Genomic DNA, 19,701 nt, shown 5'->3' on the forward strand with positions numbered 1-19,701 from the left:
CGGACCTTGTGGTGAACGGTTCGGACGCGGTGGTGCACGCCCGTTCCGAAGGGTACGTTGCAGAGAGGAACGGTGATCGGTATGCGTACGGGCAGTGAGCCGACGACCGCGCGCAGTGCGCTGCGAGCGCGGTTCTGGCTGAGCGTGTGGGGTGTCGTCTGGGCGCTCTTCGGTACGGCCGCGTTCGCGCTGGCCGGGCGGCCCGGGTGGGCGATCGCGTGCGGGGTGCTGTGGCTGGTGATCACCGCCGACCTGGCCCTGATCGTCAGGCACATGCGCCAGGGGCCGCACTACCAGCCGGGCCCCGACATCCCGCCGTACCGGCCCCCGGGCAAGGGGCGCCGTTAGCGAAACGGACCGCTGCCTGACTGGCCCCCACGGGACGTCACTGCGGGGCACGTCCACGAGTCCCGCAGCAGACGGAGCCGTGCCGTGTCCGCGCAAGTGTGCGCGCACGCATTACGCCTCGAAGCGTGCCGCCTTCAGGAACTCCGGCTTCGGGTCCAGCGCGGCGGCCAGCCGGAAGTGACGCCTGGCCTCCTCGGGCCGGCCCTGACGCTCGTAGGTCCGGGCGAGCGCGAAATGCGCGAACGCGTTGTCCGGCTCACGCTCCAGGACGATGGTGAACTCCAGCTCCGCGGGTCTCAGTTGTGCGGCGGCGAAGAAGGAACGCGCGCGCAGCAGCCGGGCCGCGGTGTTCTCGGGGTGCGCGGCGATGACACCGTCGAGCAGCTTCACCGCGCCCCGTGGGTCCCGCGCGGCGAGCAACTGCTCGGCGGCACGGAAGTCGATGACATGCGTCTCCGGAGTACGTCCGGTCGATCCGCTGGTCTCGGGCACGGCTGAGTCCTTCCCTCACTCCAAGGGTTCAACGCCCGGGCGGGGGGCCGCTATTCCTGAGGGCCCTGGGCCGCGTGGGCTCTGCGGACGAGGTCGGCCCACACGTCCAGGACCCTTCGCCGCAGGTCTTCCAGGGCGACGTCGTTGTCGATGACGATGTCCGCGATCTCCAGGCGCTTCTCCCGCGTTGCCTGGGCCGCCATGCGCGCGCGTGCGTCCTCCTCGGTCATGCCGCGCAGCCCGACGAGGCGGTCGAGCTGGGTCTCGGGGGCGGTGTCGACGACGACCACGACGTCGTACAGCGGCGCGAGGCCGTTCTCGGTGAGGAGCGGGACGTCGTGGACGACGACGGCGTCCTCGGCGGCGGCGGTCTCCAGTTCGCGGGAGCGGACGCCCACCAGGGGGTGGACGATCGAGTTCAGGACGGCGAGCTTCTCGGGGTCGGAGAAGACGATCGAGCCGAGCCGGGGCCGGTCCAGGCCTCCGTCGGGCGTGAGTACGTCGGTGCCGAAGGCCTCGACGACCGAGGCCAGGCCCGGCGTTCCCGGCGCGACGACCTCGCGCGCGATGCGGTCGGCGTCGACCAGCACGGCACCGCACTCCACGAGCAGCCGTGACACCTCGCTCTTACCGGCACCGATTCCGCCGGTCAGGCCCACCTTCAGCATGAGCGGTAGCTTAGGGCCTGGCACCGACAACGCACCCCTTGGGCCTCGGCCCGGTTCAGCCGTCGCCCTCCCGCTCCGCCAGGAACTTCTCGAACTCGAGGCCGATCTCGTCCGCCGAGGGGATCTCCACGGGTTCGGCGAGCATGTTGCCGCGGGACTCGGCGCCGGCGGCGGCGTCGTACTGGTGCTCAAGGCCCTGGACGAGCGCGACGAGTTCCTCGTCGCCCTCCTGGACCTGGCGGTCGATCTCGGTCTGCGTGCGGTGCGCGTCCGTGCGCAGGGCGTGCGCGATGCCCGGAAGGACCAGACCGGTTCCCGCCGTGATGGCCTCCAGGACGGTCAGCGCCGCGTCCGGGTACGGGGAGCGGGCGATGTAGTGCGGGACGTGCGCGGCGACACCCAGGACGTCGTGGCCGGCCTCCATGAGGCGGTATTCGACCAGGGCCTCGGCGCTGCCTGGCACCTGCGCCTCCTCGAAGGGGCTGCGGTGGCCGGGGACGAGCTCCGTGCGGTTGCCGTGCGGGGTGAGGCCCACCGGGCGGGTGTGCGGGACGCCCATGGGGATGCCGTGGAAGTTCACCGACAGGCGGACGCCGAGCCGCTCCACGATCTGCTGGACGGCCGCGGCGAAGCGTTCCCACTCCACGTCCGGCTCTGGCCCGGACAGCAGCAGGAAGGGCGCACCGGTGGCGTCCTGGACGAGCCGCACGTCGATGGTGGGCTCCTCGTACTCGGCCCAGCTGTCGCGCTTGAACGTCAGCAGCGGGCGGCGTGCGCGGTAGTCCACGAGCCGGTCGTGGTCGAAGCGGGCGACGACCTGGTGGGGCAGCGAGTCGAGGAGCCGGTCGACGATCTGGTCGCCGGTCTCGCCCGCGTCGATGTAGCCGTCGAAGTGGTAGAGCATGACTAGTCCGGCCGACTCCTGGGCGAGCGCCATGTCTACGACGGCGAGGCCCTTCGGCTCCCATGCGTACAAACCCTGCGGATCAAGCACTGTGACCGCTCCTCCTCGTGTTCGTACTCAACAACGCGGCGCAGGACATGGGCATTCCCGTCCGAGGCCCTGATCAGGCACCTCGGACCGGGTTTTCATGAGACGAGGGCGAGGCCAACTCCCCGAGCCGCGCGGGGAACCGGGCGACAAGCCCCCGCCGACCACGGCCGGCACGACGAACTCGCGCCGTGCCAGACCTGCTCCTGACCTGCTCCTGAACTACCCCGCGAGGGCCGCACGACGAGCCCGCCCCGGGCAACGCTGAAGGGCCGCACCTCGAAAGGTGCGGCCCTTCAGTTACCGGTCAATCCCAGCGGAGAGCGTTCAGCTCTGGCCGCCGGCCAGCTTCTCGCGCAGCGCGGCAAGCGCCTCGTCCGAGGCCAGCGCGCCGGACGTGTCGGCACCCTCGGAGGAGTACGAACCGCCACCGCCGCCGCCGCCACCGGAGCCGGACGCCGCCGGAGCCGCGGCTTCGCCGCCACCCTCGGCAGCGGCCTTCTCGTCCGCCTCACGGGACTTGATGACCTGCGCCTGGTGCTGCTCGAAGCGCGTCTGCGCCTCGGCGTACTGGGTCTCCCACACCTCACGCTGGGACTCGAAGCCCTCGAGCCAGTCGTTGGTCTCGGGGTCGAAGCCCTCGGGGTAGATGTAGTTGCCCTGGTCGTCGTACGACGCGGCCATGCCGTACAGCGTCGGGTCGAAGTCGACCGTGGACGGGTCGGCACCAAAGGCCTCGTTGGCCTGCTTCAGCGAGAGGCTGATGCGACGACGCTCGAGGTCGATGTCGATGACCTTGACGAAGATCTCGTCGTTGACCTGGACGACCTGCTCCGGGATCTCCACGTGGCGCTCGGCCAGCTCGGAGATGTGGACCAGACCCTCGATGCCCTCGTCCACGCGGACGAACGCACCGAACGGAACCAGCTTCGTGACCTTGCCGGGCACGACCTGGCCGATCTGGTGGGTGCGGGCGAACTGCTGCCACGGGTCTTCCTGGGTCGCCTTCAGCGACAGGGAGACGCGCTCGCGGTCCATGTCCACGTCGAGGACCTCGACGGTGACTTCCTGGCCGACCTCGACAACCTCGGAGGGGTGGTCGATGTGCTTCCAGGACAGCTCGGAGACGTGGACCAGACCGTCGACGCCACCCAGGTCCACGAAGGCACCGAAGTTGACGATCGAGGAGACCACACCGGAGCGGACCTGACCCTTCTGGAGGGTCGTGAGGAACGTCTGGCGGACCTCGGACTGGGTCTGCTCCAGCCAGGCACGGCGGGACAGGACCACGTTGTTGCGGTTCTTGTCCAGCTCGATGATCTTCGCCTCGAGCTCCTTGCCCACGTAGGGCTGGAGGTCGCGAACGCGGCGCATCTCGACCAGGGAGGCCGGGAGGAAGCCACGGAGGCCGATGTCGAGGATGAGACCACCCTTGACGACCTCGATGACGGTACCGGTGACGATCCCGTCCTCTTCCTTGATCTTCTCGATGGTGCCCCAGGCGCGCTCGTACTGGGCGCGCTTCTTCGAGAGGATCAGGCGGCCTTCCTTGTCCTCCTTCTGGAGAACAAGGGCCTCGATCTCGTCACCGACGGCGACGACCTCGTTCGGGTCGACGTCGTGCTTGATCGAGAGCTCGCGGCTCGGGATAACACCTTCGGTCTTGTAACCGATGTCGAGCAGGACCTCGTCCCGGTCGACCTTCACGATGACGCCGTCGACGATGTCGCCGTCGTTGAAGTACTTGATCGTCTCGTCGATCGCGGCGAGGAAGGCTTCCTCGTTACCGATGTCGTTGACCGCAACCTGCGGGGTCGTTGCGGTGGTCTCGGTGCTGCTCGTCATGTGGGAAAGGGCTCCGGTACGGACATTGAAGTCGTAGGTACTGCTTACGCCGGGAGCCCGTTTCGCTCTGAAGAAGCCGGACAGCCTAGGAAGCGCCACACCAGAAAACTCTGGCGGCGCCTCGACAACCGAGGGGACATACAACAGATGCGAGCGCAGCCTGCTACGTCTGAGGAGCGCAAGCTCGCAGCGCAACTTGTAGCATACGGGGGCAGCCGGACAGGGTCAATGCGCGAAGGCGCACACCCGGGGCGGATCGCCGCATACCCGGCACAAATCCTGTCTCACGAGGCCACGCGGGCCCGATGACGTCCCAGTCGTGGCGTCACCGCGACAGCCGGGGCGGGCGGGCCCGCACATTAATACGAGGGAGCCGATCATCCAAGAGCCCGAAGCGTCCGAGCCGGAAGCCACCCGGCGCACGGCCGGTGTCACGGAGAGTTCCCGGGCCAACCGGGGCTGGTGGGACCGCAACGCGGACGAGTACCAGGTCGACCACGGCACGTTCCTCGGGGACGACCGTTTCGTGTGGTGTCCCGAGGGCCTCGACGAGGTGGAGGCCGAGCTGCTCGGTCCGCCGGAGGAACTCAAGGGCCGGGACGTCCTGGAGATCGGCGCCGGCGCGGCCCAGTGCGCGCGCTGGCTGGCCGCCCAGGGCGCCCGTCCGGTCGCCCTGGACCTCTCCCACCGCCAGCTCCAGCACGCGCTGCGCATCGGCGGCTCCTTTCCTCTGGTGTGCGCCGACGCGGGCGCGCTGCCCTTCGCGGACGGCTCCTTCGATCTGGCGTGCTCGGCGTACGGGGCGCTGCCGTTCGTCGCCGACCCGGTGCTGGTCCTGACGGAGGTGCGCCGGGTGCTGCGTCCCGGCGGCCGCTTCGTCTTCTCGGTGACCCACCCGATCCGCTGGGCGTTCCCGGACGAGCCGGGCCCCGAGGGGCTGTCGGTCGCCTCCTCGTACTTCGACCGCACTCCCTACGTCGAGCAGGACGAGGAAGGGAACGCGGTGTACGTCGAGCACCACCGGACGATCGGCGACCGGGTGCGGGACGTGGTGGCCGGGGGCTTCCGCCTCGTCGACCTGGTCGAGCCGGAGTGGCCGGCCTGGAACACGTCCGAGTGGGGCGGCTGGTCACCGCTGCGCGGGAACCTGATCCCCGGGACCGCGATCTTCGTCTGCGAGCGGGACTGAGCGCCCGCGTGCGCGCGTAGGAGGGGACGGAACGCACGCGCGCGTGGGGAGACTTTTCACGGGCGTACGACACTGGGGGCGTGATCCGTTACGACGCTCTGGACGCCCTCCCCGTACGTGGGGCCCTGCCCGGCCTGAACGACGCCCTTGAGGGGCACGGCACCGCCGTGCTCGTCGCGCCGCCCGGTACCGGCAAGACGACGCTGGTGCCGCTGGCCCTGGCGGGGCTGCTGGGCGAGGGGTCCGCGCGGCGGGTGGTCGTGGCCGAGCCCCGCCGGATCGCGGCGCGGGCGGCGGCGCGACGGATGGCGTGGCTGCTGGGCGAGAAGGTCGGCGACAGCGTCGGGTTCACCGTGCGCGGGGAGCGGGTCGTCGGGCGCCGCACGCGCGTGGAGGTCGTCACGACGGGGGTGCTGCTGCAGCGGGTGCAGCGGGACCCGGAGCTGGCCGGTGTCGACGTGGTGGTGCTGGACGAGTGCCATGAGCGGCATCTGGACGCGGACACGGCGGCGGCGTTCCTGTGGGACGTGCGCGAGACGCTGCGGCCGGAGCTGCGGCTGGTGGCCGCGTCCGCGACGACCGACGCGGACGGCTGGGCGCGGCTGCTGGGCGGGGCGCCGGTGGTCGAGGCCGCCGGTGTCTCGTATCCGGTGGAGGTGGTGTGGGCCGCGCCGGTGCGTCCGGTGCGGCCGCCGCACGGCATGCGGGTCGATCCTGCGCTGCTGACGCATGTGGCGTCGGTGGTGCGGCGGGCGCTGGCCGAGCGGGAGGGGGACGTGCTGTGTTTCCTTCCCGGGGTGGGCGAGATCGCGCGGGTCGCCGGGCAGCTGGGTGGTCTCGGTGCGGTCGACGTGCTCCAGGTGCACGGGCGGGCGCCGGCGGCCGTACAGGACGCGGTGCTGGCTCCCGCTCCGCGGCGTCGGGTGGTCCTCGCGACCTCGGTGGCCGAGTCCTCGCTGACGGTTCCCGGGGTGCGGGTGGTCGTCGACTCGGGGTTGGCGCGGGAGCCGCGGGTCGATCACGCGCGCGGGCTGAGCGCGCTGACGACGGTGCGGGCGTCGCAGGCGGCGGGGCGGCAGCGGGCGGGGCGGGCCGGGCGTGAGGCGCCGGGGGCGGTGTACCGGTGCTGGGCCGAGGCGGAGGACGGGAGGTTGCCGCGCTTCCCTTCCCCGGAGATCAAGGTGGCCGATCTGACGGCGTTCGCCCTACAGTCGGCGTGCTGGGGGGACCCGGACGCTTCCGGGCTGGCGCTGCTGGATCCGCCTCCGGGCGGGGCGATGACGGCGGCGCGGGGCGTGTTGACGGCGATCGGAGCGGTCGACTCCGCCGGGCGGGCCACGGAGCGGGGCCTTCGGCTGGCACGGCTGGGGCTGCATCCCCGGTTGGGGCGCGCGTTGCTGGACTCGGCCGAGGTGGTGGGGGTGGAACGAGCGTCCGAGGTGGTCGCGTTGCTGAGCGAGGAGCCACCTCGCGAGTACGGGGACGACCTGGCGGCCGCCGTGCGGTCCGCGCGGCGTGGAGGCGACGCCTACGGAGGGCGGTGGCGTGCGGAGGTCCGACGGCTGCGTGCCCTCGCCTCTGAAGCCACGAAGGCCACGGGGGCTACGAAACCCATGGAAGCCGAAGAAGCCGCAGACGCTCCGGAGACGAGGCACGCCAGGGAAGCCACAGGAGCTCAGGGAACTACGAGCGCCTCGAGGTTCGCCCCGCCCCACCGGGTTCGTCTTCCGGTGGATCCACCGATGAACGCCGGGGAGGACGGTCTTGTCGGGTTCGTCGCCGCGCTGGCGTTCCCGGAGCGGGTCGCCAAGGCCGACGGCGCTTCCTACCTCATGGTCTCCGGCACCCGCGCCGAGGCCGGCGAGGGCACCGCCCTGCGCGGCGCCCCCTGGATCGCCGTAGCGGTCGCCGACCGGCCCGTCGGCAAGGGGCACGCGCGCGTGCGGCTCGGGGCCGCCGTGGACGAGGGCGTGGCCCGGCTGGCGGCGGGCTCACTGGCCGACGTGCGGGACGAGGTGCACTGGGCCGACGGGGATGTCGTCGCGCGGCGGGTGGAGCGGCTGGGGGCCGTCGAGCTGACGGTGCGTCCGCTGCGCAACGCCGATGCCGGACTCGTACGGAAGGCGCTTCTTGAGGGGCTGCGGCTCGAAGGGCTCGGCCTGTTGCGGTGGTCGGCCGAGGCGGTCGCCCTGCGGCAGCGGCTGGCCTTTCTGCGGCTGCGCCTCGGGGAGCCGTGGCCCGACATGTCCGACGAGGCGCTGCACGCGCGCGTGGACGAGTGGCTGGAGCCCGAACTGGGCCGGGCCCGGCGGCGCGCCGACCTCGCGCGGATCGACGCCGGTGCGGGGCTCGCGCGGCTGCTCCCCTGGTCCTCCGGTGACGCCGCCCGGCTCGACGAGCTCGCACCCGAGCGGATCGCCGTACCGAGCGGGTCCAGGATCCGGGTCGACTACGGGGATCCCGCACAGCCCGTGCTGGCCGTGAAGGTGCAGGAGATGTTCGGGCTGCAGGAGTCGCCCCGGGTCTCGGGGATGCCGTTGCTCGTGCACCTGCTGTCCCCCGCCGGACGGCCCGCCGCCGTCACGGCCGACCTCGCGTCCTTCTGGAAGGACGGCTACAAGGGCGTACGGGCGGAGTTGCGCGGCCGGTATCCGAAGCATCCGTGGCCCGAGGACCCGGCCGCCGCCGAGCCGACGCGGCACACCAACGCCCGGCTCAGGCGGTGACCGGCTCCGGTTCGGTCGTCTCGGCCGGGGCCGGGTCGCCCGGACGTCGGCCGCGGGCCTCCAGATACAGCGACAGCGACAGCAGCAGGACGCCCAGGGCGAGGAAGCCCCAGGGCAGGTACGAGGTCAGCAGCAGGACGAGGGTGCGGTTGGACTTGACCAGGTCGACGGTGCTTTCGATGTAGTCCTCGCGCATCTTCACGTGGCCGGCGAACGCCGTCACCTTCTCCCGGCCGCCCAGCAGGGTGCCGCCGCGCAGTTCCTCCTTGTGGATCTCCTCGCCGTAGACGGGGGCGCCGGTCAGCGGCTCGACCCAGAACTTGCGGACCGTGGTGTACCAGCGGGTGGTGCCGGTCTTGGCAACCGTCTCGGGGGTGATGCCCGCGACGGGCATGACCTTGGGGAACGCCACCTTGGTCCAGGGGATGGTCTGCTCGAAGTAGTAGACCTCGACGCCCCGGAAGTCCTGGGTGCCCCGGTAGTGGATGGGCGACGTGACGCGGGCCTGCGCGTCGAAGTACTCGTAGTCCCGTTTCTCGGTCAGGAACGGCCACTTGAACTCGATGCCCTCGCGTTTCACCGGGTCGCCGTCGACCATCTCGCCGGTGGCGTGGACGGGTTCCTGGCTGTGGGCGTCGAAGATGTACCGCTCGGTGATCTTGGAAACCATCTTGCCGTCGGGACCCTGGACATAAGAGAGGCCGTCCCAGACGACGACGTCCTTGCCCGCGGTCTGCTCGATCCGCTCGGAGGCCTCCACGTTGCCCTTGAGCGTCTGCACGATGGTGACCTTGGGGACCTTCTTCTCCTTCATTCCGTCGTTGTAGTCGAGGAGGGTCGCGTCCTTCGCCTCCAGCACCATCTCCTGGTACTGGTTCGCCGGGATCTTGGCCAGGCGCGGGAAGGCGTACCAGCGCAGCAGCGGGGACAGCGCCGCGAAGAACACGGCGAGGGCGAGCAGGACGAGACTGGTCTTACGGCGCATCTCGGTCTCCCTCCCGGGGCGTTACGGGCGTGCGGGCACCGTCGTCAGCATCGGTTTCGGGGACGTTTTCCCGGTCGGGGAACCCATGGCCGTGATGGTCAGGACCAGGGCGAGCGCGACGGCGAGGCCGGTCGCGGCGGCGATCAGTGCGCGCATGCCTGCCTCCGGGCGAGCTGGAACTGATGCATCGTCAGGTCCGGCACCGTAGCAACGGGCGGGTGAGATGAGAACACCGCGCACACACAACGGCGGCGCCCGTCCGAAGAGGGGCGCCGCCGTGAGGGTCGTAGACGCTACGCGCTGGGACTGGCCGATGCGCTGTCCGAACCGCTTGCGGACGGGGACGGGCTCGGTGAGGACGTCTCGGCCGCCGCGACGGTGAGCGGGACGTTGATCGCCGCGCCGCCCGGGGTGGTGATGCGGAGCATGTACGTGCCGGCGGTGTCGTCGGCGTACAGCTTCGGCAGTTTCAGCAGGCCGTCCTTGTCCGTCTCAAGGCCCGTGAGGGTGCGTACGGTCTTGCCGTCCGCGTCCTTGAAGTAGGGGCCCTTGTCGTTCTCGGTGGGGTCGAGAGCCGACTTGATCAGGGTGGCGGTGGCCGCGACCTGGTCGGCGACCTTGCCCTTGTAGGTGGCCTTCACCTCGACCTGGTCGGCGAACTCGCCGCCCGGGGTGCAGGTCAGCGCGGTGTCGCTGGTGCGGGTGAGGGTGTCCGCGGTGCGCTCGGTGACGGTGGCCTTGTAGTCGAGGGCACTGATGGTGCGGCCGACGACGGTGGCGCGGACGGTGAAGTCCCCCGTCTTCTCGCCCGCCTTCAGCGCGGGCGCCACGGCCACGCCGGTGTTGTTGGTGACGACCGTGGCGACGCTCTCGCCGCCGGTGAAGGTGGTGTCGGTGTCGCCGACGACACTGAAGCGGACGCGGACCTTGGCCACGGCTACGCCGAGCTTGGTCTCGGCACGGGTGCTGATCTTCTGGGTGAACGCGTCACCGGCGGCCGCGGTGAGCTTGGCGGTGCCCGCGTCCTCCAGGTGGTCCACCGTGTCGGTGGGGGTCGGGGGGGTGGTGGGCGGTGTGGACGGCGGCGTCGTGGCCGGCGGCGTCGTGGCCGGCGGCGTCGTGGCCGGCGGCGTCGTCGCGGGCGGCGTGGGGCTCTGAGTGCCGCCACCGGGCCTGTTGCCGGGCCTGGTCGGCTCGCCCGAGGCCGGCGGGGACCACTCGGGGGTCGACTCGCTGCGGCCGTCGCTGCGGTTGCCGGGAACGGTGCCCGTGCCGTCCGGGATCTCGTGGGTGCCCTTGCGGTAGTACTCCAGCCACGTGCGGACCGTGTTCAGGTAGTCCTGCGAGTGGTTGTAGCTGAGGACCGCGCTGTCGAGGTCGGCGTCGGTGGACAGGTCCCAGCCGAAGCGGCACAGGTAGTGGCCGGCCGCGAGCGCCGCGTCGTAGACGTTGTTGGGGTCCTTCGTGCCGTCGTCGTTGCCGTCGCGGCCCGCCCACGCCCAGGTGGACGGGATGAACTGCATGGGGCCGACGGCCTGGTCGTAGGCGCTGTTGCCGTCGAAGGCACCGTTGTCGGTGTCCTTGATCAGCGCGAAGCCGTTGCCGTCGAGCTGCGGTCCGAGGATCGGCTTGAGCGTAGTGCCGTCCGCCCCGACCTTGCCGCCGCGGGCCTGGCCCGACTCGACCTGGCCGATGGCGGCGAGGAGCTCCCAGGGCAGGTTGCAGCCGGGCTTGGACCCCCGCAGTTCGGCGGCGGCCTTCTTGTAGGCGTCGAGGACGGTCGCGGGAACGCCGGCGGTGGTGTCCTGGGGGGCGGGCGTGCCGACGGTCGGCGAGGGGTTCGGGCTGTTGAGCGGCGGCAGGTCCGTGTAGTAGGGCGAGTTACCGGTCGCGCCGTCGTCGGCGGTCGCGTCGGGTGCGGTCTCCGCGCCGGTGGTGGCTGGTCTGCCCTGGTCGCCGGCCGTCACCCCCGGGGCCTGAGAGGCGGACAGAGCCGCGACCGCGGCCGCGGCCACGGCGGTGGTTGCCGCCCCCTTGCGCAGCCTCCTGCCGAATTGCGCCGCCATAGAGTGAGCCCCTCCCGTGGACGCCGAGCGCCCGTCTTCGTCTGCCGGTATCGCCACGTCGTTGCCGTCAGTCGTTCTCAAAAGCTGTTGTCAAAAGCCGTTGTCAAAAGCCGTTGTCGACAGTTGCTCTCGATCTGTTGTGACGAACGGCCCGTGGTGCGGGTTGCCCTCGTTCCGCTTTTGCGTGCTTTGTCCGCGTGTTCGGCCGCGCGCCGACGCGGCGACCCAGGCGACCCTACGACAACTTCCTTTCCGCGGGCACCCGTTCGTGCCCGACTTTCACCAGTTGGCCACGTGCGGTGGCGCCCCGTTGCCTGCGCGCCATGTCCCGCATACTTGGCTTCGCTGATCACCGGGCCCACCCGCCCCTGCCAACGTCTGCCGCGAGGAGCCCAGTTGCCGTTCACTTTGAGCCACGCGGCGGCCGTCCTGCCCGCCGTACGCGGCGACGGGAGCGGCCGCGGGTCACTGGTACCGGCCGTACTGGTGGCGGGTTCCTTCGCGCCCGACTTGACCTATTACGCGGCGAGTGCGGTGTCCGGGGCCATGGAGTTCGGCGAGGTGACCCACTCGTTCCCCGGCGTCTTCACGATCGACGTGCTGCTCGCCTGGGCGTTGGTCGGGCTGTGGCTGCTGGTGCGTGAACCACTGGTGGCACTGCTGCCACGGGCACGGCAGAGCCGCGTGGCGGAGCTTCTGCGCTGCGGGGCGCCACGCGCGCGGGTGGGGCGGTCCGCGGTGCTGTGGTGGTACGTCTCCGCCGCGCTCGGCGCGCTGACCCATGTGGTGTGGGACGCGTTCACGCATCTCGACCGGTGGGGGATGCGGCTGTTCCCCGTCCTGGGACGGGAGGTGGCGGGCTCCCCCTTGTACTGGTATCTGCAGTACGGCGGCTCGGCGGTCGCCGCCGTCGTCATCGCCGTGTTCGTGGTGCACGCGCTGCGGCAGTCGTCCGGTACGGCCCCGGTGGTGGGGGTCGCGGCTCTGTCGGTACGGGACCGCTGGTGGGCCGGTGCCGTGATCGGCGGCTGTGCGGTGGTCGCGGCGGCGCAGCGGCTGACGCGCTGGTGGGACTACTGGGGGTCCACGGCGAAGCCCTGGGAAGTGATTCCGACGCTGTGCTTCGGAGCGGGCGCGGGGCTCGTCCTCGGCCTGCTGCTGTACGCCGTGGGAGTCAGGGTGTGGCGCCCGGTCCGGGTCGCTCACGATCCGGGAACAGCGGCCGGAGAGCGGAGCAGGTCCGCTCGCTGACGGCGGTGAACACCGTGGAAGCGGGCAAGGGTCCTGACCGTGGCGGCAGGCCGGGGTCAGGGCAACGGCGTACGACAGTGCCGAGGCGCAACGGGGACGAGCCCTGCACCGGCCGACGCGCACGCCCCAAGCCCCCGGCCGACGCACGACCCAAGTCCCGGGCCGACGCACGCCCCACGACCCGTCCGACACGCACCCCAACACCCGTCCGGGGCCCGGCACACGACCGGGCCTGGCTGCGCCCCAGCCCACGCTGCCGTGGGACGACGTGCGCAAGGCCGCGGCCTCCCGGCTGCCGTGGGACGGCGTACGCGAGGCCGCTGCCTCCCTGCACACGACCGAGCCCGGACCCGGCAACCCGCGCCCAGGACGGGCCCCGTCGCACCCGCGCGCCGGGGGCCGATTGCCGCCGGCCCCCTGCTCGGTTCCGCGACTCTCCGGGCCCTAGTGGGCCGCCGATTCCCAGTCGGCGCCGGCGCCCACCGACACGCCCAGAGGGACGGTGAGCTCGACAGCGGCCGCCATTTCCCGGCGGACCAGTTCCTCCGTGGCCGCCCCTTCGCCCGGGGCGATCTCCAGGACGATTTCGTCGTGGACCTGGAGGAGCATCCGGGACTTGAGGCCGGCCTCGCGCAGGGCCTTGTCCACGTTCAGCATGGCGATCTTGACGATGTCCGCCGCGGTGCCCTGGATGGGGGCGTTGAGGGCCATCCGCTCAGCCGCCTCACGCCGCTGGCGGTTGTCGCTGTTGAGGTCGGGGAGGTAGCGGCGGCGCCCGAAGAGTGTCGCCGTGTAACCCGTCGCCCGCGCCTCGTCGACCGCCCTGCGCAGATAGTCCCGTACCCCGCCGAACCGCTCGAAGTACGCGTCCATCAGGGCACGGGCCTCCGCCGCCTCGATGTTCAGCTGCTGGGAGAGGCCGAACGCCGACAGGCCGTACGCCAGTCCGTACGACATCGCCTTGATCTTGCGCCGCATCTCCGCGTCGACCGCGGTCGGCTCGACCGCGAAGACCTGCGCGGCGGCCGTGGTGTGCAGGTCCTCGCCGGAGGTGAACGCCTCGATCAGGCCCGCGTCCTCGGAGAGGTGGGCCATCACCCGCAGTTCGATCTGGCTGTAGTCGGCGGTCATCAGCGACTCGAAGCCCTCGCCGACGACGAAGCCACGGCGGATCGCCCGGCCCTCGTCCGTGCGGACCGGGATGTTCTGCAGGTTCGGGTCGGTGGACGACAGGCGGCCGGTCGCGGCAACCGTCTGGTTGAAGGTGGTGTGGATACGACCGTCCGCCGCGATCGCCTTGATCAGGCCCTCGACGGTGACGCGCAGCTTCGCCTGCTCGCGATGCCGGAGCATTATCACCGGCAGTTCGTTGTCGGTCTGGGCGGCCAGCCAGGCCAGCGCGTCGGCGTCGGTGGTGTAGCCCGTCTTGGTCTTCTTCGTCTTCGGCAGTCCCAGTTCACCGAAGAGCACCTCCTGGAGCTGCTTGGGCGAGCCCAGGTTGAACTCGTGACCGGCCGCCGCGTGCGCCTCCTTCACGGCCTGCTGCACGGCACCCGCGAACATCTGCTCCATGGCCTCCAGGTGGGCCCGGTCGGCGGCGATGCCGTGCCGCTCCAGCCGGGCCAACAGCACGGAAGTGGGCAGCTCCACGTCACGCAGGAGGCCCGCCGCGCCGACCTCCTCGAGGCGGGCCTCGAAGGCCTCACCCAGGTCGAGGACGGCACGGGCCTGGATCATCAGGGCCTCCGCCTCGGCACCGTCGTCCGCGCCGAAGGTGAGCTGGCCGTCGGCCGCGGCGGCGGGGGCCAGCTCACGGTGCAGGTACTCCAGGGACAGCGCGTCCAGGTCGAAGGAGCGGCGGCCCGGCTTGACCAGGTAGGCGGCGAGTGCCGTGTCCATGCCGACGCCCGCGATCGTCCAGCCGTGTTCGGCGAAGACCCGCATCGCGCCCTTGACGTTGTGGAAGACCTTGGGCCGGCCGGCGTCGGCGAGCCACGCGGCGAACGCCGTCTCGTCGGCCTCGTCCAGCTGGGACGGGTCGAACCACGCCGCCGCTCCCCCGGCCGCGGCGAGCGCCACCTCGGCCACCGAACCGGTGCCCAGCGCCCAGGTGTCGACGGTGGCCACACCGAGGACCTCGCCTGAGTGCTCGGTGAGCCACGGAGCCAGCTCACCGGTGCCGAGCACCGAGCCGTCGAGCTCCACACCGCTCTCGACGACCGGCGTCGACTCGGCCTCCTCGGCGCCGGGGTCGACGGCGAGCAGCCGTTCACGCAACGACGGGTTGCGGATCTCCAGGGTGTCCAGGACCACCGCGACCGCCTTGCGGTCGTACGGAGCGCGCTCCAGGTCGGGGACCGTCCTGGGCAGCTCGACGGTACGGACCATCTCGGTCAGCCGCCGGTTCAGCTTGACGGCCTCGAGGTGCTCGCGGAGGTTCTGCCCGGCCTTGCCCTTGACCTCCTCCACGCGCTCGACCAGCTCCGCGAAGGAACCGAACTGGTTGATCCACTTCGCGGCCGTCTTCTCGCCGACGCCCGGGATGCCCGGCAGGTTGTCGGACGGGTCGCCGCGCAGGGCCGCGAAGTCGGGGTACTGCGCGGGCGTCAACCCGTACTTCTCGAAGACCTTCTCCGGAGTGAACCGGGTCAGCTCCGAGACGCCCTTCGTCGGATACAGCACGGTCGTGTGCTCGCTGACCAGTTGGAAGGAGTCACGGTCGCCGGTGACGATCAGCACCTCGAAACCCTCGGCCTCGGCCTGCGTGGCGAGAGTGGCGATGATGTCGTCCGCCTCGAAGCCGTCGACGGCGAAGCGCTGCGCGTGCATCGCGTCGAGCAGTTCACCGATCAGCTCGACCTGCCCCTTGAACTCGTCCGGGGTCTTGGAGCGGTTCGCCTTGTACTCCGTGAACTCCTCGGAGCGCCAGGTCTTGCGGGAGACGTCGAACGCCACCGCGAAGTGAGTGGGCGCCTCGTCACGCAAAGTGTTGGCCAGCATCGACGCGAAGCCGTAGATCGCGTTCGTCGGCTGGCCCGTCGCGGTCGTGAAGTTCTCCGCGGGCAGCGCGAAGAACGCACGGTAGGCCAGCGAGTGCCCGTCCATGAGCATCAGGCGGGGGCGCGCGCCGTCGGCGGTCTTGTCGGTCTTCTTCGATGCTGTTTCTGCCACGACCCCGATCCTGCCACGTGCCACTGACAGTGCGGCCCGCCCGCCCCCGACGGCCGCCCCCGAGACGGCGCCGCCCACCGCGATCGTCGCTCGTGCCGCCGCCTCGCCCGGCCTCGATCGTTGTCACAGGCTCGTGCGAGTATTTCGGAGAAGTGCTGGGGTCCGGGACACCACCCGGAAAAGACACCGCACAGGTGTACGCGGCCAGGAAATCCCAGGAAATCCCAGGGAACCCAGGGAACAAGGAGAGCGCGCGATGGCAACGAAGCCGCCCAAGGCAGATCCCGTCCAGGACGCGCCGCAGGTCGCCGAGCCGAAGCACGCGGCCGCGGGGATCCCGGCCGTCGGACACAGCCTGCGCATGGCGCAGCAGCAGATGGGCGTCAGGCGCACCGCGCTGACCCTCCTGCGCGTGAACCAGAAGGACGGCTTCGACTGCCCGGGCTGCGCCTGGCCGGAGCCGGAGCACCGGCACGCGGCGGAGTTCTGCGAGAACGGCGCGAAGGCGGTCGCCGAGGAGGCCACCCTGCGCCGGGTCACCCCCGAGTTCTTCGCCGCGCACTCCGTCGCCGACCTCGCGACCAGGAGCGGCTACTGGCTGGGACAGCAGGGCCGGCTCACCCACCCCGTGTACCTCCCCGAAGGGGGAACGCACTACGAGCCGGTGACCTGGGAACGGGCCTTCGACATCGTCGCCGAGGAGATCACCGCCCTCGCCTCCCCCGACGAGGCCCTCTTCTACACCTCCGGCCGCACCAGCAACGAGGCCGCCTTCCTCTACCAGCTCTTCGCGCGCGAACTCGGCACCAACAACCTGCCGGACTGCTCCAACATGTGCCACGAGTCGTCCGGCTCGGCCCTGTCCGAGACGATCGGCATCGGCAAGGGCAGCGTCCTGCTGGAGGACCTCCACAAAGCAGACCTGATCATCGTCGCCGGCCAGAACCCGGGCACCAACCACCCGCGCATGCTCTCCGCTCTGGAGAAGGCCAAGGAGAACGGCGCCCGGATCATCAGCGTCAACCCGCTGCCCGAGGCCGGCCTGGAGCGCTTCAAGAACCCGCAGACCCCCAAGGGCCTCACCGCCGGCGCCGCACTCACCGACCTGTTCCTGCAGATCCGCATCGGCGGCGACCAGGCCCTCTTCCGCCTCCTCAACAAGCTGATCCTCGACAGCGAGGGCGCGGTCGACGAGGAGTTCGTACGCGAACACACCCACGGCTACGAGGAGTTCGCGGCGACCGCCCGCGCCGCCGACTGGGACGAGACACTCACCGCGACCGGCCTGTCCCAGAGCGAGATCGAGGAAGCCCTGCGCATGGTCCTCGCCTCCGAGCGCACCATCGTGTGCTGGGCGATGGGCCTCACCCAGCACAAGCACTCCGTGCCGACCATCCGCGAGGTCGTCAACTTCCTTCTCCTGCGCGGCAACATAGGCCGTCCGGGCGCGGGCGTGTGCCCGGTGCGCGGCCACTCGAACGTGCAGGGCGACCGCACGATGGGCATCTTCGAACGCCCCGCCCCCGCGTTCCTCGACGCCCTGGAGAAGGAGTTCGGCTTCGCACCGCCCCGCGAGCACGGCTACGACGTCGTACGGGCCATCCGCGCCCTGCGCGACGGCGAGGCGAAGGTCTTCTTCGCCATGGGCGGCAACTTCGTCTCCGCCTCCCCCGACACCGACGTCACCGAGGCGGCCATGCGGCGCGCCCGGCTGACCGTGCACGTGTCGACCAAGCTCAACCGCTCGCACGCCGTCACGGGCGCGCGCGCCCTGATCCTGCCGACGCTCGGCCGCACCGAACGCGATCTCCAGGTCGACCCGAACGGGAAAAGCACCGCGCAGTTCGTGACCGTCGAGGACTCCATGGGCATGGTGCACGCCTCCCGAGGCCGCCTGGATCCCGCGAGCACCCATCTGCTGTCCGAGCCGGCGATCGTGTGCCGCCTCGCCCGCCGGGTGCTCGGCGAGAACAGCAAGGTCCCGTGGGAGGAGTTCGAGAAGGACTACGCCACCATCCGCGACCGCATCGCCCGCGTGATCCCCGGCTTCGAGGACTTCAACGCGCGCGTCGCACACCCCGGGGGCTTCGCGCTCCCCCACGCCCCCCGCGACGAACGCCGCTTCCCGACCGCCACCGGGAAGGCCAACTTCACCGCCGCGCCGGTCGAGTACCCGAAACTGCCGAAGGGCCGCCTGCTCCTGCAGACCCTGCGCTCGCACGACCAGTACAACACCACGATCTACGGCCTCGACGACCGCTACCGGGGCATCAAGAACGGCCGCCGGGTGGTGCTGGTCAACCCCGACGACGCGCAGTTGCTCGGGGTGACCGACGGGGCGTACGTCGATCTCGTGAGCGAGTGGCGGGACGGCGTGGAACGGCGGGCTCCCGGCTTCCGGGTCGTGCACTACCCCACCGCGCGCGGGTGCGCCGCCGCGTACTACCCCGAAACCAACGTCCTCGTGCCGCTGGATGCCACGGCGGACACCAGCAACACCCCGGCCAGCAAGTCCGTCGTCGTACGTCTGGAACAATCGGCGACCGACTGAGCGTTTGCTCAGCCACCAGGTTGGCATGACGAACGGAGCCGGGCCCCATGGGTGAGCAGCAGCACGTGAAGTTCCCGCAGGAGGTCATCGACGAGTACGCCGCACTCGGCGTCGACCTGCAGGCACTGTTCTCCGCGGGACACCTCGGCACGCGCATGGGCGTGGAGATCGTGGAGGCGTCGGCGCAGCGCGTCGTCGGGACCATGCCGGTGGAGGGCAACACCCAGCCGTACGGACTCCTGCACGGCGGCGCCTCCGCGGTGCTCGCCGAGACACTCGGATCCGTGGGGTCCATGCTCCACGGAGGAAGCTCCAAGATCGCGGTCGGCGTCGATCTCAACTGCACCCACCACCGAGGCGCGCGCTCCGGACTGGTGACCGGAGTGGCCACACCCGTGCACCAGGGGCGGTCCACGGCCACGTACGAGATCGTGATCAGCGACGAGGACGGACGACGGGTGTGCACCGCACGCCTGACCTGTCTGCTGCGGGACGTACGGCCCGCCGACGAAACCCGGATGCGCGCGACCGACTGAGCCCTGGCCCGACCCCCCATACCGGCCTAGCGTCGAAACATGACCGCGGGAGGAACCCCAAGGACGGCGGCACTACTCGGATTCGGCCTCGGACTGGCGCTCCTGACGGGCGGCCTGCTCACCGGATGCGGCGACTCCAGCGCACCCGACGGGGCGCCGGGCGAAGCGCCGAGCGGGATGGCGGGCGTGCCGGGCGGCGCCACCACCGGAACCCGCTCCCCCACTCCCGAGACCACGTCGCCACAGGACCTGTGCACCCGGATCGTCACGTACTGGTCCCGCCGCCAGTTGAAGGACGACACCTACGGCGACTACCAGTCGATGGGCCTGTCCAACGGCCAGTACGAGATCCTCATGGACGCCGTGGACGCCGCCCGCGCCGAGTGGAAGCGCGGCGACACCAAGGCCGCCGAACGGTCGATCGACCGCACGGCACGCACCGGCTGCGAGAAGTGGTACCGCAACGGCGGCCCCGGCAAAGGCCCATGGCAGTGAACGGTGCCAGGCGATCCGTGATCCGTGATCGGCAATCGGCGCCGTGACCGGTGACCGGTGACAGACAACCGGTGACCGGTGATCGCCGCGCACGTCACGGAATGCGCGCATGTACCGGCAAACGCCGGACCCACTTCCCTGAGCGTAACTCTACGTAATACGCGCGCAACGAAGGCCCCTGACCCCACCGCGGTGGCCCCTCGCACCCACACCACCCCACACATCGCCCGCGCCATCGACATCAGCTATTTCCTGTCATCACCAAAAGCCCAGAACGCTACTGAAACCATCACGGCCCACCCTGCGGGTTCTCAACATGCGGACTGGTCGAATCCGCACAAATTCCACGCAATCACCCAACTGCGTACCGCTCTGCATTACGTCGTG

Annotated in this window: 15 protein-coding genes; 7 read left to right on the plus strand and 8 right to left on the minus strand. The window is 70.8% G+C overall.

Annotated features, from left to right (window positions below):
- Positions 1 to 81: 81 nt before the first annotated feature.
- Positions 82 to 348 carry a DUF6343 family protein gene (locus OHA64_RS12005; protein WP_405611993.1) on the plus strand — a complete coding sequence of 89 codons (267 nt, stop codon included), beginning with the start codon at positions 82 to 84 and terminating at the stop codon, positions 346 to 348.
- 111 nt (positions 349 to 459) lie between these two features.
- On the opposite strand, the gene OHA64_RS12010 is transcribed toward OHA64_RS12005, so the two are convergent.
- From OHA64_RS12010 to rpsA, 4 genes are all read right to left on the minus strand, one after another.
- A complete protein-coding gene (locus OHA64_RS12010; protein ID WP_405611995.1) occupies positions 460 to 840 on the minus strand; it encodes a tetratricopeptide repeat protein in 381 nt (126 codons plus the stop codon).
- A 50-nt stretch (positions 841 to 890) separates the two neighbouring features.
- Positions 891 to 1,508: a dephospho-CoA kinase gene (gene coaE, locus OHA64_RS12015; protein ID WP_405611997.1), complete on the minus strand. Its 618-nt coding sequence runs from the start codon at positions 1,506 to 1,508 to the stop codon at positions 891 to 893.
- A 55-nt stretch (positions 1,509 to 1,563) separates the two neighbouring features.
- Entirely contained in the window at positions 1,564 to 2,502 is a 939-nt protein-coding gene (locus OHA64_RS12020; RefSeq protein ID WP_356766967.1) for a PAC2 family protein, read from the minus strand.
- A 324-nt stretch (positions 2,503 to 2,826) separates the two neighbouring features.
- The gene (rpsA, locus tag OHA64_RS12025) at positions 2,827 to 4,344 is read right to left on the minus strand and encodes a 30S ribosomal protein S1 (RefSeq protein ID WP_405612000.1); all 1,518 of its coding nucleotides are present in this window, start codon (positions 4,342 to 4,344) and stop codon (positions 2,827 to 2,829) included.
- A gap of 319 nt (positions 4,345 to 4,663) precedes the next feature.
- Between rpsA and OHA64_RS12030 the strand changes: the two genes are divergently transcribed.
- Together OHA64_RS12030 and hrpB are read left to right on the plus strand one after the other, a co-directional pair.
- A complete protein-coding gene (locus OHA64_RS12030) occupies positions 4,664 to 5,533 on the plus strand; it encodes a class I SAM-dependent methyltransferase (protein ID WP_405612002.1) in 870 nt (289 codons plus the stop codon).
- Between the two features lie 80 nt (positions 5,534 to 5,613).
- The gene (gene hrpB / locus OHA64_RS12035; protein ID WP_405612004.1) at positions 5,614 to 8,259 is read left to right on the plus strand and encodes an ATP-dependent helicase HrpB; all 2,646 of its coding nucleotides are present in this window, start codon (positions 5,614 to 5,616) and stop codon (positions 8,257 to 8,259) included.
- Here hrpB and OHA64_RS12040 read toward each other — a convergent pair.
- The 3 genes from OHA64_RS12040 to OHA64_RS12050 form a co-directional block, all read right to left on the minus strand.
- Positions 8,249 to 9,244: a DUF3068 domain-containing protein gene (locus tag OHA64_RS12040; RefSeq protein ID WP_405612006.1), complete on the minus strand. Its 996-nt coding sequence runs from the start codon at positions 9,242 to 9,244 to the stop codon at positions 8,249 to 8,251. The two genes, hrpB and OHA64_RS12040, sit on opposite strands and share 11 nt — an antisense overlap.
- A 21-nt stretch (positions 9,245 to 9,265) precedes the next feature.
- Positions 9,266 to 9,400, minus strand: coding sequence for an SPW_0924 family protein (locus tag OHA64_RS12045; protein WP_405612008.1), 135 nt, complete (start codon positions 9,398 to 9,400; stop codon positions 9,266 to 9,268).
- 137 nt (positions 9,401 to 9,537) lie between these two features.
- Positions 9,538 to 11,310, minus strand: coding sequence for a lytic transglycosylase domain-containing protein (locus OHA64_RS12050; RefSeq protein WP_405612010.1), 1,773 nt, complete (start codon positions 11,308 to 11,310; stop codon positions 9,538 to 9,540).
- Between the two features lie 396 nt (positions 11,311 to 11,706).
- Here OHA64_RS12050 and OHA64_RS12055 point away from each other — a divergent pair, with 396 nt between their 5' ends.
- Positions 11,707 to 12,561, plus strand: a complete 855-nt coding sequence (locus OHA64_RS12055) for a DUF4184 family protein (protein WP_405612012.1) — start codon at positions 11,707 to 11,709, stop codon at positions 12,559 to 12,561.
- A 444-nt stretch (positions 12,562 to 13,005) separates the two neighbouring features.
- Here the strand turns inward: OHA64_RS12055 and polA are convergent, their stop codons facing one another.
- Complete coding sequence (gene polA, locus OHA64_RS12060) at positions 13,006 to 15,732, minus strand: DNA polymerase I (protein ID WP_405612014.1); 2,727 nt, start codon at positions 15,730 to 15,732, stop codon at positions 13,006 to 13,008.
- Positions 15,733 to 15,988: 256 nt separating this feature from the next.
- On the opposite strand from polA, the gene OHA64_RS12065 reads away from it, so the two are divergent.
- From OHA64_RS12065 to OHA64_RS12075, 3 genes are read left to right on the plus strand one after another with little or no spacing between them, the layout of a single operon-like run.
- Positions 15,989 to 18,283 (plus strand): FdhF/YdeP family oxidoreductase, encoded by a 2,295-nt coding sequence (locus OHA64_RS12065; protein WP_405612016.1) that lies wholly within the window; start codon positions 15,989 to 15,991, stop codon positions 18,281 to 18,283.
- Positions 18,284 to 18,330: 47 nt separating this feature from the next.
- Positions 18,331 to 18,819 carry a PaaI family thioesterase gene (locus OHA64_RS12070; protein WP_405612018.1) on the plus strand — a complete coding sequence of 163 codons (489 nt, stop codon included), beginning with the start codon at positions 18,331 to 18,333 and terminating at the stop codon, positions 18,817 to 18,819.
- Positions 18,820 to 18,858: 39 nt separating this feature from the next.
- Positions 18,859 to 19,314, plus strand: coding sequence for a hypothetical protein (locus tag OHA64_RS12075; RefSeq protein WP_405612020.1), 456 nt, complete (start codon positions 18,859 to 18,861; stop codon positions 19,312 to 19,314).
- The last annotated feature ends 387 nt before the right edge of the window (positions 19,315 to 19,701 follow it).

Source organism: Streptomyces sp. NBC_00076 (genome assembly GCF_045041235.1).
Classification (GTDB): domain Bacteria; phylum Actinomycetota; class Actinomycetes; order Streptomycetales; family Streptomycetaceae; genus Streptomyces.